Origin of the sequence: Geobacillus sp. E263, from assembly GCF_007197795.1 — a bacterium.
GTDB classification, from domain to species: Bacteria; Bacillota; Bacilli; order Bacillales; family Anoxybacillaceae; genus Parageobacillus_B; species Parageobacillus_B toebii.
The window spans coordinates 1371807-1385434 of the sequence record NZ_CP041632.1; the positions used below are offsets into that span (position 1 = coordinate 1371807).

A 13628-nucleotide genomic window follows, 5' to 3' on the forward strand; every position below is an offset into this window, starting at 1 on the left:
GGAGGTTGTTTGAAAGTATTGGCGCCGATCAGCAAGGCAGAAGAGGTGGAGATGCTTGTAAAAAGCGGAGCGGAGGAATTTTATGTAGGATATATCCCGTTTAAATGGCTAAAGCATTTCACTGCGGGAGTATGGATGAACCGCCGCGCCCCTCAGGCAAGTATTCCTTCGATTGAAGAGTACGCAGAGTTAATTGAGAAAGCGCATTCATACGGTGTTCCGGTTTTTATGACATTGAATGCGCCGTATTATACAAATACTCAGCTTCCGCTTTTGTTGGAGATAGCTAAGGAAGTTTACGACTGCGGAACCGATGCATTCATTGTTAGCGAAATTGGATTAATGATATCGATTAAAGAGGCAATCCCTGATGCGGTAATTCATGTAAGCAGCTTAGCAGCACCGATAAATAGCCAAAGCGTAAAGCTGTATCGAGAGATAGGGGCTTCACGAATCGTATTTCCACGGAGTTTATCTTTAGCGGAAATGAATGAAGTGATGGAAGCAGGAGGACGTGATTTAGAGTACGAGTTATTTATTTTAAATGACGGATGCATTTATGAGGAAAGCTTTTGTTTTACCACCCATAACCAAGTTGGTGCGTTTTGCGCATCGCAAAACTGGGATTTTCAATTTATGTCAGCGAGAGAGGAAAAAGAATTATCGGTGAAGGAAAGAGAGAAGCTGCAAAATCACTTAAAAGATTATCATGAATTTGTTTGGTTTACACATAGCTGCGGATGCTCGATATCAAACAGTGGGATTCCTCTAGGTCCTTGCGGGCTATGTTCCTTAAAGAAGATTGCCGAATTAGGCATCGATTCATTGAAAATTGTTGGACGCGAGGCAAATTCCTTAAGAAAGCTAGCCAGTGTTCAGCTTGTTTCTGCCGTTGTCAAAGCGGTAAGGGAAGGAATAGATGAAGTAGGGTTGCAAAAAAAGGCAAAACTGCTAAGAAAAACTCCAGAATTTTGTGATTCAGGATATATGTGTTACTACCGATGAAAGATAATATCCGTCTTCTTCAATGGTTGCAGCCTTTTTTTGCGCCCTATCGCTGGGTCTTGCTTGTGGTTCTCTGTTTAGCTTTGATTACGACGATAGCAGATTTGTCTTATCCATACTTATCGAAGGTGTTTATCGATCATGTATTAATAAAGCAAAAGTATTCTTTAGAATCGGTCATTTCGGTAACACTTGTAATCGTTGTACTTAGCGTGATTTTGCAAAATGTGAACAGCTATATTTATCTGTATATTACGTTAAACATCACGAAAAAATTGCGGATGTATTTTTTCGATAGACTAGAACGCTTGCCGTATGAATTTTTTGTACGAACAAAGATCGGGGACTTAACCAACCGATTAAACAGCGATTTGAATATCGTACACGGAACGTTGACAGATGGCGTTTTCCAATTCATTATGTCTGTTTTTAACTTCTTGTTTATCACTGCCATGTTAGTTTATTTAAATTGGCAGCTCTTTTTGGTAACGCTGATTATATTTCCGATATTACTATGGTCTATGTTTTATTTTCGGCCTAAGCTTATGCAAAAAACGAAAGAAATTCGCATTCTTCAAGGTGATATTCAATCACATATCATTGACACATTCAGTCATATACGTTCTATCAAATTATTGCAGGCTGAGGCGGACCGGACAGAGCGCTTAGGAAGAAAAATCAATGTATTAAATACTACTTCCCTTGGGTATGCTCTTTTAGAAAGTATTGCCGCGGGTATTCCGAGAGTCACAACAGCAGCAGCGACAGCTCTTGTTCTATTCATTGGTGGAATGAAGGTGCTAAACGGAACGTTAACCGTTGGCAGCTTGCTTGCCTTTACCACGTATTTGAGCCGCTTTTTTGCGCCGGTTCAAACAATCGCTGGGTTATACATTCGTTTTCAAAATATGTTTGTTTCATTAGAAAGGATTATAGAATATTTGCATCTGCCAAGCGAGGATACTCATTTTCCGGAGCATCCGAAGAAGATAGATGAAACGTCAACATTCCAGTTTATCAACGTATGTAAACAAATGGGGAAACGAAAATATTTGTTTAGCGATGTAAACGTTACGATTTGTTCCGGTTATTCGTATGCGTTAGTAGGGGCAAGTGGAATTGGGAAAAGCATGTTTGTCGATTTACTTGTCCGTTTGGCGAAACCATCGCGTGGAACAATTTTATTCCAAGGCACCGATCTAGAAAATTTGCCGATTTATGAACTTCGCCAAAAAGTGATTGTAATTCCTCAAGAAGCGGAGATGATTCACGATACGGTGAAAGAGAACTTATTGCTTGGCTTTTCTGAGGAAAAGCGAAAACAAATAACAGAAAACGAGCTTTTCCATGTTTGCAGGCAAGTAGGCCTACATGATGAAATTCAGAGTCTTCCTCATCAGTATGAAACGGTCATTGGCGAAAAAGGCAAATTATTTTCTGGGGGGCAAAAACAGCGTCTCGCCATTGCCCGTGGGTTGCTGCGAAATCCCGAAGTTCTTGTTTTGGATGAGGCGACAAGCGGACTGGATTTTCTAGCGGAAAGGGAAATTTTCACCAGACTCGATGAATGGCGCAAAGCTCGCCCTAACCGTACTTTAATCATTATTTCGCACCGAATTGCATCGCTTGATTGGTTAGATCGTTACTTGGTAATTGAGAATGGAAAAATTGTAGAGACAACTAGCTATGAGGAAATGATAAATAAAATCGAGGTGGCTGAACGTGCAGGGGAGAAAGGAGAGGAGCGAAGTGGAAGCGTCTATCAGCCAAGCTTGTAATTCTCAGCGAAATGAATTGAAAATTGCTGTCATAGATAGCGGTGTGAATCCTTATCATTCACATATAAACGGGATTGACGGCGGCATCGCCTTGCGTGTGAACAGGGAGGGATGGATCGAATACCACGACGACCTTCGAGACCGACTGGGACATGGAACTGCTGTTACAGCGGTGCTCAAATATCTACTCTCGGACGTCCGCATTTTTGCTGTGAAAATTTTCGATGAAAAATTGGCGACCTATCCTTCTGTTTTAGCAGAAGCCATCTATTGGTGTATTAATGAAAAGATGAATATTGTTAATTTGAGTCTTGGAATTGCGAGGGATGACAAGAAAGTGCGGGAAGCTTGCCAAGCAGCGTACGAGGCAGGAATTGTGATGGTATCCGCTTATGATGAAGGGAATCAGCTTTACTGGCCTGCGAAGTACGAAACGGTTTTAGGGGTATGTGCTGGGGAAGTTCCTCGCCATGAATGGCGGTTTGTAACGAAAAAGTTTTTCCGTGCTTGTGGCTATCCCCGTGAACTACCTACTAACCTGCAATTATATAACATTCACGGGCACAGTTTTGCCGCTGCGCATTTTTCTGCCTCAGTGGCCCGCCTTTTACAGGAGCATCAAGACTGGCAAAGCGGGGATGTATTTATGTATTTTGAAAATTTATATAGAAACAAGGAGAAGAAAAATGATTTTACATAAATTGATGTATCTTCAAGAAATGAAGGTATTGAGCTGAAGAGATTAGATTAAACGCTATTTGTTAAGTTTATCAATTGCAAAATGTTGTAGTTAATGTTGATATAATATATAATATCATATATAATATAAATATATTTAATTTTTGTAATTTTTTATAAAATAAGGTGGGATTTTTTAAAATTATGTAATTTTAATCTTAATGGTGGAATAGTATTTGCAAATGGCAGGATAAGAAATATTGAAGGAGGGTTTTGCATGGAATTTCAATTTGGAATTCCATGCCAAGCAATATTTGGGGAGGGAAGTATTCAAAAACTTCCAGAAGTTTTAGCACAATTTGACGCGAAAAAGATCCTATTAGTGTATGATAGCGGTGTGAAAGCAGCAGGTATTATAGATAATGTTCATAATCTATTAAGTAATGTGGAAGTGGATGTTGTTGTTTTTGATAAAGTACTTCCAAATCCACCAGATACAATCGTGGAAGAAGGGGGGGAATTAGCGAAAAATGAACAGGTGGATGCAATCATTGCAGTTGGTGGCGGAAGCACAATTGATTGCGCGAAAGCTATCAATATATTGCTAACAAATCCAGGGCCTATTCATCAATATGATGGATTAAACCTTGTAAAAAACCCGACAAAACCTCTCATTGCCGTTCCAACTACAGCAGGCACGGGCAGTGAAGTGACGGCATTTACTGTGATTACCGATACGACAGGTCTAAAAAAGATGGTTATTGGCGGGCAACATTGTGGAGCAACGATCGCTTTGCTAGATCCTGAACTAACTATTGGTCTTCCGCCTGCGGTTACAGCGGCCACTGGAATGGATGCTTTGACTCATGCTATTGAAGCGTACGTTTCAAAAGCTGCCTCCATCCCAAGTGATATTAATGCGCTAAAAGCGATTGAACTCATTTTCAATAATCTTGAAGAAGCTTATAAAAATGGAACAAATAAAGAAGCTCGAACAAATATGCTTCTCGGAAGCATGTTGGCTGGATACGCTTTTAATTCTGCAGTGCTTGGATTGGTTCATGCGATTGCCCACCCACTTAGCGTTCATTGCGGGTTAGCTCACGGTGTGGCGAACGCTTGCTGTTTACCTTATGTAATGGAATTTAATGCGGAATGCGAAAATGTTGCGAAAAAATACAAAGACATTGCTATTGCTATGGGGCTTAATGTACAAGGTTTATCTATTAAAGAATCTGCTCAATATGCAATTGATGCAGTTAAAAAACTATCTAAAAGAATCGATATTCCTACTTTACGGGAGTTAGGTGTTAGAAAAGAACAATTTGACAGACTTGCAGAAGATACTTTAAAAGAGATTGCGATTTTATTTAATCCGAGAGAGGCAACAAAGGAAGATGTTTTACGTATCCTTGAAATCGCTTACTAAAGCTATGGGTAAAGGGGGAAGATGATGAAAAAGTATCAACTATTCATTGACGGAAAATGGGTAGATTCTGTTTCTGGAAAAACGTTTACGTCGATTAATCCGGCAACGAAAGAAATTAACGGAATTATCGCAGAAGGGGATGCAGCTGATATTGATTTGGCGGTAAAAGCGGCCCGCAAAGCATTTGAATCGGGTCCATGGGCTTCGATGTCTCCAAGTGAACGCGGTCGATTATTATATCGAGCTGCCCAAAAACTATGGGAGAATGTTGATTATTTAGCAGAAGTTGAATCAAATGACAACGGACTCACGATTAATGAAACAAAGCTGATCGCCATTCCAGCTGCCATTGATGTACTTGAATTTTACGCGGGAATGGCAAACAAAATTCAAGGGGATACGCTTGCGTCTCCAGGAAATCGTTTTAATTATACGCTTCGTGAGCCAGTTGGAGTAGTCGGCGCAATTGTTCCATGGAATTTCCCGATCATGCTGACAATGTGGAAATTAGCGCCGGCTCTGGCAGCCGGGAATACGATTGTGATCAAACCAGCGGAACAAACACCGATTAGTGTATTGGAACTTGCAAGACTGTTGCAGGAAGCCGGTATTCCAGACGGGGTTATTAATGTAGTGAACGGTTACGGCCCTACGGCAGGGGCTGCACTTGCTTCTCATCCAGATGTGGACAAAATCGCATTTACCGGTTCAACGGCAACAGGAAGGCTTATTATGCAGGCAGCAAGTAAACATTTAAAGCCGATTTCTCTGGAATTAGGAGGAAAATCCCCAAATATCGTGTTTGACGATGCTGATATTGATGCGGCAATTAGTGGGTCATTATTTGGCATTTACTTTGCGCAAGGGCAAGTGTGTGCGGCAGGTTCAAGGCTGTTTGTACAAGAAACTATTTACGACCGTTTCGTCGAAGAGTTTGCCCGCAAAGCAGAGTCAATCCGCGTCGGCCATCCGCTTGACCCGAATACACAGATGGGTCCGCAAGTATCCGAAGAGCAGTTAAATATCATTGAAAGGTATGTTCAAATTGGTAAGCAAGAAGGTGCCACACTTGTAACAGGAGGTAAACGAAATGAAGAGTGTGGAAATGGATTCTATTATACTCCGACCGTATTTGCGGACGTTGACAACAATATGACGATAGCAAAGGAAGAAATCTTTGGTCCTGTCGTATCCATTATTCGTTTTAAAGACGAAGAAGATGCATTAAAAAAGGCAAACGAAAGTATTTACGGATTAGCATCAGGTGTATGGACAACAAATTTGGCCCGCGCCCACCGAATGGCACGCGGATTGAAAGCTGGAACAGTGTATGTTAATACGTTTAGTATGCTAGACAGCGCCGCCCCGTTTGGCGGAATGAAACAAAGCGGATTTGGACGTGAGCTTGGTATAGAAGCAATGAACATGTATACACAAACAAAACATGTGTGGGTTGATTTAAGTCAAGAGAAATTTAATTGGTATGGCTTATAAAATAACCATTACTCGTTTAAGGTCTTTCCATGTTCTTCTCAGGAAAGACCATTATTTTTGAAATTCTTCTTTTTCGCGTAAAAGCAATAAAATAATGATTGACAATTTATAATATTCTAGATATTTTTAATATAAATATAATAATAATATTCATTACGTTATATAAACGTTATATCATATAACTTAAAATGAGGATGAAATATTTTGTGATGGCATTGTTTTAGCACTTATCAGAAGAAAAGCAGATGTCGAAGTAGTTGTCTTATCCCTTCGAATTGTTTCAGGAATAGGAGAAGTGGCACAGTACATCATCCATAAAGATTGATTTTACTAAATAGAGAACTATTGATAAAAAGCAATTAAGGGGGTGAGGAAGATGGGTGGCTTTATTGGGAAAATGAAGGAAGATCCCTTTGCTAATTATTTAGGCATCACTATAGAAGATGTCGGGGAAGGATATGCAAAAGTATCAATGGAAGTAAAGGAAAATTTGCTGAACTTTCATGGTAGTACCAATGGAGGAGCTATTTTTTCTTTGGCTGATGTGGCTTTTGCCTGTGCTAGCAACTCTCATAATCAAACAGCGGTTGGTATCGCGATGACAATGTATTATATGCAAGCTAGCGGAATAGGCGATAGGTTAGTGGCAATCGCACGCGAAGAAACGAAACCAAACCGTCTTGGGGTATATCGAATCGAGGTTTTAAATGACAAAGAAGTGTTAATTGCTTTAGCCGAAGGAATGGTATATCGCAAGAAAGACAAACTTGTTCCGTAAATATCAAAGAAGTGAAAATAAAGTTCAGTTTCGTGAGAGTGTTCAAAAAGCAACCAAGGTTTTGCATAGAGCAGAAAAAGTTGTCCAAATGATTATAGGAAATTCTAGGGAAGCGAACAGAGGTCGTTTCAAATTTGGTATCTTGAGTACGATGAACAGACAGGCCCAAGCAGCCTGGTACACTTGCGAATGTCACTTCGTTTGGGGAGCGCGCAGGATTAAAGTTCCAATGAGAAGTTACTGCTTCAGCCGCTCATCCCCGCGTCGATCTCAAGGAGGTTTTCTCGATGCAAGTACTCTATGAGCATTTATGTGGATTAGATGTCCACAAAAACCGACCACTATTCCAATATTTTCAACTTATATATGATGATAAATATATACTACATTAAATAAACGTTATGTATATTTATTTTTTAAAATATTGATAAAAACGCTTTAAAAAGGAGATGGGAGAATGATTTTACATCGTATTGAAACGGCTTCGAGAAAGGAAATGGGAGTGTTGCAATTAGAGCGGTTGCAACAGACAGTTAAGCGGGTATACGAGCATGTACCATTTTATCGCAAAAAGTTTGACGAAATTGGTGTAAAACCGGATCATATCCGCACGTTAGATGATCTTAAAAAGTTGCCCTTTACGACAAAAAAAGATTTGCGGGATAATTATCCATTTGGACTGCTTGCGGTAAGCATACAAGATTGTGTCCGAGTCCATGCATCAAGCGGAACGAGCGGAAAACCAACAGTGGTAGCGTATACAAAAAACGATATCAACCATTGGGCAGACATTGTAGCACGCGCTATTGCAATTGCGGGTGGAGTCCCGGGAAATATTGTGCATAATGCCTATGGATATGGATTGTTTACTGGAGGATTAGGTCTCCATTATGGAAGCGAGCGGTTAGGTGCAGTGACTGTTCCGGTATCAGGAGGGAATACGGATCGACAAATTATGATTATTGAAGATTTTAAGCCAGATATTATTTGTGGTACACCTTCCTATGTATTGAACATTGCTGAACGGATGAAAGAGCTTGGCAAAGATCCGCGACAAACGTCGCTAAAATACGGGATTTTCGGAGCAGAGCCTTGGTCGGAGGAAATGCGGAGAACGTTAGAACAGGAGTTTGGAATTAAAGCGTGTGATATTTACGGATTGAGTGAGGTCATCGGACCTGGGGTTGCCATGGAGTGTCATGAAGCGCAGAACGGATTGCATGTAGCCGAGGACCATTTTTTTGTAGAAGTCATTAATCCAGATACGCTCGAGCCAGTGGGAGAAGGTGAGGAAGGAGAACTTGTCTTTACCAGCTTGACAAAAGAGGCGTTTCCAGTCATTCGCTATCGCACAGGTGATATCGCTTCAATTACGAAAGAACCGTGTATCTGTGGACGAACAACAACAAGAATGTCGAGAATTAAAGGGCGTGTTGATGATATGCTCATTATACGCGGTGTTAACGTTTTCCCATCAGAAATAGAACATTATTTATTGACAGTCCCAGAGCTTGCGCCACATTATCAAGTTCATATTTTACGAAAAGGAACGCTTGATGTCGTTGAATTGCAAGTCGAGGTAAGCGAGCGATTCTATCAAGAAATCGGAAGTGATCTTCACGATGAACGCGTCCGCGATTTGGTGAAGCGAATACAGTATTTGTTGAAAACCCACTGTCTTGTGTCTATCGACGTCAACGTCCATCCACCAAAATCCATTCCACGTTCAGAAGGGAAAGCGATTCGTATCGTAGATTACCGTAAGGAAAAAGCGTTATTATAAGAAAATTAGTAATTTTATGATTGAAATATTTATAACGTTATTTTATAATTACGTTAAACAAACGTTATATAATTAATTAGGAGGCAGGAGAGAGATGCCTGTAGTAACATTGTTTAGACGGCTATCTGAAGAGGAAAAGTACGAGCGGTTTATGAAGAGAATTGAAGCGGGGGAAAAAATTGAAGCAGATGATTGGATGCCAGAAGACTATCGCATGACGTTAATTAAGCTTATTGCGATGCATGGTATTAGCGAAATTATGGGAGCGCTTCCGGAGAAGGAATGGGTTCCGAAAGCTCCTTCGTTAAGAAGAAAGCTTGGCATTATGGCGAAAGTGCAGGATGAAATGGGGCATGGTCAGCTTCTTCTCCGCGTTGCCGAAGATTTAATGGCACCACTTGGAAAAACGCGCGAGGAAATTATGCAAGATTTGTTCAAAGGAGATTTAAAGTTCCATAACGTGTTCCATATGCCTGCGCCGACTTGGGCGGATGCAGGATTGATCGGCTGGCTCGTTGACGGAGCTGCTATTATTACGCAGACAAACATGCTAGATGCTTCTTACGGGCCGTATGCCCGGGCGTTAAAGCGGATTTGTGCGGAAGAAGTGTTCCACGCCCAGCACGGCGAATCGATTATTTTGGCGCTTGCAGAAGGAACGAAAGAGCAAAAAGAGATGCTGCAAGACGCATTGAATCGTTGGTGGGAAGCATTGTTAATGTTTTTCGGTCCTGATAGCGCAGCAACAACGGGAACATCGAAGCAAGACATTACGATTAAATACCGCATACGGACGAAAACAAATGAACAATTACGCCAAGATTTCTTTACGAAATATGTGCCACGCATTTTGTCGATAGGATTAAAACTTCCAGATGAAACGATGCATTTTGATGAAGTGAAAGGGAAATGGGTTTACAAACAGCCAGATTGGGACAGGTTCAAAGAAATTATTCGCAACAATGGACCAAAATCGAAAGAGCGGCTTCGTCTTCGAGAGTTATCGTACCACAATAACGCTTGGGTTCGTGAAGCGTTAGGCGGTCAATCAGCAGCAGTGTGAGAAGTGGGGGAATGGGCAATGAGTGATAGCGGAAAAGGTTTTTATCAAGTGTTTGAGGTATTTAGTAGGAGAAATGACACAGCGCCGCTTCAGCATCAATTTAGCCTGCTTGCTCCAAACCATGAAATCGCTTTAGTGATGGCGCAAGAAAATTTTATGCGGCGCGAAACTGTTTCCGACATATGGGTCGTGAAACGATCGGACATCCGCATGATGACGGAAGAAGAAAAAGAATCGTTAAAGAGACTTGATAATAAAGATTATCGTACTACAAAAGGGTATGGATACTTGAAAAAGAAATGGCGTCAATACGAACAGAAAATGTTCGATGAAAAAGAGATTCTTTCATGGAAGGGCGAGATCCAACGATGAAAATCACGAAACCAGAGGAACTTCAGCAACATCCCGAATATAAAGAAGCGCTTGTTGAGCTATTGTTTCAGCTAGCGGATGACGATTTTATTCTCGCTTATCGCGGTTCGGAATGGCTTGGGCTCGCGCCGCACATTGAAGAGGATATCGCATTTTCTTCCATTAATCAAGATACGATGGGTCATGCGGCAATGTATTATCAATTGCTAGAAGACATTGGTATCGGAAAGGCAGACGATTTGGCGCACCAACGTCCATCGTCCGAACGCCGAAACGCAGTTTTGCTCGAAAAGGTAAACGGTCCTGGTCATTATTTGCACGAGCCCCGCTATGATTGGGCGTTTACCGTTGTTCGTCATTATTTTTACACGCAGGCGAAAAAAGTGCGCATCGACTCGTTGAAACATAGTTCGTATGAACCACTCGCTCAAGTTGCTGTCAAAATCAACATGGAACTTTATTACCACCTCATGCATTGGAGAACATGGTTCATTCAACTTACGAATGTTCAAGGAGAGGCTCGCGAACGTATGAAAAATGCGGTTGCGAAAGTATTTGAAGATTTTGGCGGGGTGCTGACGCTCGGAGCGAAAGGAGATAGAATGGCGGAATTCGAAATTATCGAAAGCGAAGAGACGTTAAAACAACGTTGGGTTCAAGCGATGAAACCGATTTTTGAAGAAGTAAACCTCGATTTGCCAAGCGAGTTCGGCATGAAGCGAGGCAACGGACGAAACGGGGAACATACGGCAGATTTAGATGAAGCGATTATGACATTGTCGGAAGTATATCGCATCGACCCTCTAGCGGCGTGGTAATCTACAAGTTTTTCAGAAAGAAGGGGGTAACGATGGTAGAAAGAATTATAGAAACATTAGATTCCGTCAAAGATCCTGAAATTGATTCGGTCAGTATCATAGATTTAGGAATGGTCGAAGACGTTCAGGTGCAACACGGTGAAGTTACAGTCAAACTGATTCCGACGTTTATCGGCTGCCCGGCACTCGATATTATTCGACAACGTGTCGAACAGACTCTTTTGCGGTTAGAAGGGATCGAGCACGTTAATGTAGAATTTATTCGCCATCCACCATGGACATCTGACCGAATTACGGAGAAGGGACGGGAAAAGTTAAAAGAATTTGGTATTGCGCCACCGCCGCGTCAAGTCGGTCCAACCGGAGAGTGGCATGTCGAGTGTCCGTATTGCCACTCCTCCTTTACAGTAATAGAAAACTTGTTTGGACCTACCGCTTGCCGAAGCATTTTCTACTGTAAACAATGCAAAAATCCGTTTGAAGCGCTGAAACCGATTTCAACATGGATGTAAAAATTTTATAGAAAAGGAGAAGAGAACGATGGTTAAGATGATTGCTCTTTACAAGCAACCAAAAGATAAAGAAAAATTTGATGAACATTATTTTGGTACGCACGCTCCAATTACCGCGAAAATTCCGGGACTTCGCAAAATGGAAGTAACGAAAATTACCGGTACGCCGATGGGAGGGGAGAGTGAATACTACTTATTATGCGAAATGTACTATGACAGTTATGAAGCGTTCAAAGAAGCAATGAAAACGAGTGAAGCGAAAGCGTCGGGAAAAGACTTAATGTCGTTTGCAGGTGATCTCGTAACATTAATGGTAGGCGAGGAAGTGAAAAATGACTGAGTTTGCGCACATTCGCACGCATGTTGATGAGAATATTGCCGTGATTGAGCTGCATCGTCCTGACGTATTGAACGCATTGAACAGGAAAATGGTAACGGAAATCGTCACAGCGATGGAAATTTACGACCGTGATGAACGCGTGCGCGTCATCGTCTTGACGGGAAGCGGTCGTGCGTTTGCAGCAGGAGCGGATATCGACGAAATGGCAAACGATGATTCCATTACGCTGGAATTGCTTAATCAATTTGCCGAATGGGATCGCCTTGCGCTTATTAAAAAGCCTACGATTGCCGCTGTACACGGTTTTGCATTAGGAGGCGGATTTGAACTTGCGCTTAGCTGTGACCTGTTATTTGCGGCCGATACGGCGGAATTCGGATTTCCGGAAGTGAATATCGGTGTTATGCCAGGTGCGGGCGGAACGCAGCGTCTCACTAAATTAATCGGCAAAACAAAAGCGCTCGAGTGGCTTTGGACAGGCGAGCGTATGTCGGCAAAGGAAGCGTATGAATTAGGAATTGTCAACCGTGTTATCGCGCCAGAGTTATTGTATGAAGAAACAATGCGGTTTGCGAAAAAGTTGGCGAAACAGCCTCCCTTATCCGTTCGCTTAATTAAAGAAGCCGTTTATAAGGCGGTAGATTATTCACTATATGAAGGCATGCAGTTTGAGAGAAAAAATTTTTATCTTCTCTTTTCGTCTGAGGATCAAAAAGAGGGAATGGCGGCATTTATCGAAAAACGGAAGCCGCGTTTTCAAGGAAGATAAAGGAGGTGCTGTCGGATTGTACGAAACGATTCATTATGAAGTACGCGACCGTATAGCATGGCTTACGCTAAACCGTCCTGACAAACTGAATGCGTTTACCGAACAAATGAACAGGGAAATTACGAAAGCACTGAAGCAAGCTGCTAATGATGAAAACGTTCGCTGCCTTGTGATTACTGGGGCAGGACGGGCGTTTTGTTCCGGTGAAGATCTCGGCGGTGTGACGGAGGAAATGAATCACGGGGAAGTGCTAAGGACGCGCTATGCGCCAATGATGAAAACGCTCTATCATTTTGAAAAACCAGTGGTCGCCGCTGTGAATGGTGTTGCGGCCGGCGCGGGAATGAGCTTGGCGATCGCGTGCGATTTTCGGCTTGTTTCGGAGAAAGCGAGTTTTGTAGAAGCGTTTATTCACGTTGGTCTCATTCCGGATGCGGGAAATTTGTATTATTTGCCGCGTTTAGTCGGGCATGCGAAAGCACTTGAATTAGCGATTCTCGGCGAAAAAATTTCCGCGCAAAAAGCGGTCGAACTCGGACTTGCCACCGCTGTTGTTCCTGAACAATCCTGGGAAGAGGAAGTACAGCGTTTTGCTGATCGGCTTGCTAACATGCCGACGAAAGCGGTTGGTTTGATAAAACGCTATTTGCGCGAAAGCTGGCATTGCACCTTTGAAGATTACTTGGAAAAAGAAGCATATGGCCAACGTATTGCTGGATTGACGGAAGACCATAAGGAAGGCATTCGTGCTTTCTTTGAAAAACGCTCACCATCATTTCAAGGAAAGTAAGTTAAGGAAAAGGAGTGGA

The 13628-nt window shown here is 42.0% G+C and carries 14 protein-coding genes; all 14 read left to right on the forward strand.

The window, feature by feature from the left end:
- The first annotated feature begins 9 nt into the window (after positions 1-9).
- The 14 genes from FNL97_RS07125 to FNL97_RS07190 all read left to right on the forward strand — a co-directional run bounded on the left by FNL97_RS07125 (position 10) and on the right by FNL97_RS07190 (position 13609).
- The gene (locus FNL97_RS07125) at positions 10-1005 is read left to right on the forward strand and encodes a peptidase U32 family protein (RefSeq protein WP_143415294.1); all 996 of its coding nucleotides are present in this window, start codon (positions 10-12) and stop codon (positions 1003-1005) included.
- The gene (locus tag FNL97_RS07130; RefSeq protein WP_143415295.1) at positions 1002-2783 is read left to right on the forward strand and encodes an ABC transporter ATP-binding protein; all 1782 of its coding nucleotides are present in this window, start codon (positions 1002-1004) and stop codon (positions 2781-2783) included. The genes FNL97_RS07125 and FNL97_RS07130 overlap by 4 nt, the downstream gene beginning before the upstream one ends.
- Positions 2755-3483 carry a S8 family serine peptidase gene (locus FNL97_RS07135; protein WP_143415296.1) on the forward strand — a complete coding sequence of 243 codons (729 nt, stop codon included), beginning with the start codon at positions 2755-2757 and terminating at the stop codon, positions 3481-3483. Before FNL97_RS07130 ends, FNL97_RS07135 begins: the two co-directional genes overlap by 29 nt.
- 255 nt (positions 3484-3738) lie before the next feature.
- On the forward strand, positions 3739-4890 hold the full coding sequence (locus tag FNL97_RS07140; protein ID WP_143415297.1) for an iron-containing alcohol dehydrogenase: 1152 nt from the start codon (positions 3739-3741) through the stop codon (positions 4888-4890).
- A gap of 24 nt (positions 4891-4914) precedes the next feature.
- Complete coding sequence (locus tag FNL97_RS07145) at positions 4915-6384, forward strand: aldehyde dehydrogenase family protein (protein ID WP_143416295.1); 1470 nt, start codon at positions 4915-4917, stop codon at positions 6382-6384.
- A 376-nt stretch (positions 6385-6760) separates the two neighbouring features.
- Positions 6761-7162, forward strand: coding sequence for a hydroxyphenylacetyl-CoA thioesterase PaaI (paaI, locus tag FNL97_RS07150; protein WP_062755107.1), 402 nt, complete (start codon positions 6761-6763; stop codon positions 7160-7162).
- A 457-nt stretch (positions 7163-7619) separates the two neighbouring features.
- Positions 7620-8945: a phenylacetate--CoA ligase PaaK gene (paaK, locus tag FNL97_RS07155; RefSeq protein ID WP_062755109.1), complete on the forward strand. Its 1326-nt coding sequence runs from the start codon at positions 7620-7622 to the stop codon at positions 8943-8945.
- A gap of 94 nt (positions 8946-9039) precedes the next feature.
- Entirely contained in the window at positions 9040-10008 is a 969-nt protein-coding gene (paaA, locus tag FNL97_RS07160) for a 1,2-phenylacetyl-CoA epoxidase subunit PaaA (RefSeq protein WP_062755111.1), read from the forward strand.
- Positions 10009-10026: 18 nt separating this feature from the next.
- Positions 10027-10380, forward strand: coding sequence for a 1,2-phenylacetyl-CoA epoxidase subunit PaaB (gene paaB / locus FNL97_RS07165; RefSeq protein ID WP_062755113.1), 354 nt, complete (start codon positions 10027-10029; stop codon positions 10378-10380).
- Positions 10356-11198: a 1,2-phenylacetyl-CoA epoxidase subunit PaaC gene (paaC, locus tag FNL97_RS07170; RefSeq protein ID WP_062755114.1), complete on the forward strand. Its 843-nt coding sequence runs from the start codon at positions 10356-10358 to the stop codon at positions 11196-11198. Before paaB ends, paaC begins: the two co-directional genes overlap by 25 nt.
- Positions 11199-11230: 32 nt before the next feature.
- Positions 11231-11710: a 1,2-phenylacetyl-CoA epoxidase subunit PaaD gene (gene paaD, locus FNL97_RS07175; protein ID WP_062755116.1), complete on the forward strand. Its 480-nt coding sequence runs from the start codon at positions 11231-11233 to the stop codon at positions 11708-11710.
- A gap of 28 nt (positions 11711-11738) precedes the next feature.
- On the forward strand, positions 11739-12050 hold the full coding sequence (locus tag FNL97_RS07180) for an EthD family reductase (RefSeq protein ID WP_062755118.1): 312 nt from the start codon (positions 11739-11741) through the stop codon (positions 12048-12050).
- The gene (locus FNL97_RS07185; protein WP_081189481.1) at positions 12043-12819 is read left to right on the forward strand and encodes an enoyl-CoA hydratase/isomerase family protein; all 777 of its coding nucleotides are present in this window, start codon (positions 12043-12045) and stop codon (positions 12817-12819) included. The genes FNL97_RS07180 and FNL97_RS07185 overlap by 8 nt, the downstream gene beginning before the upstream one ends.
- Before the next feature lie 16 nt (positions 12820-12835).
- Positions 12836-13609, forward strand: a complete 774-nt coding sequence (locus tag FNL97_RS07190) for an enoyl-CoA hydratase-related protein (RefSeq protein WP_143415298.1) — start codon at positions 12836-12838, stop codon at positions 13607-13609.
- The last annotated feature ends 19 nt before the right edge of the window (positions 13610-13628 follow it).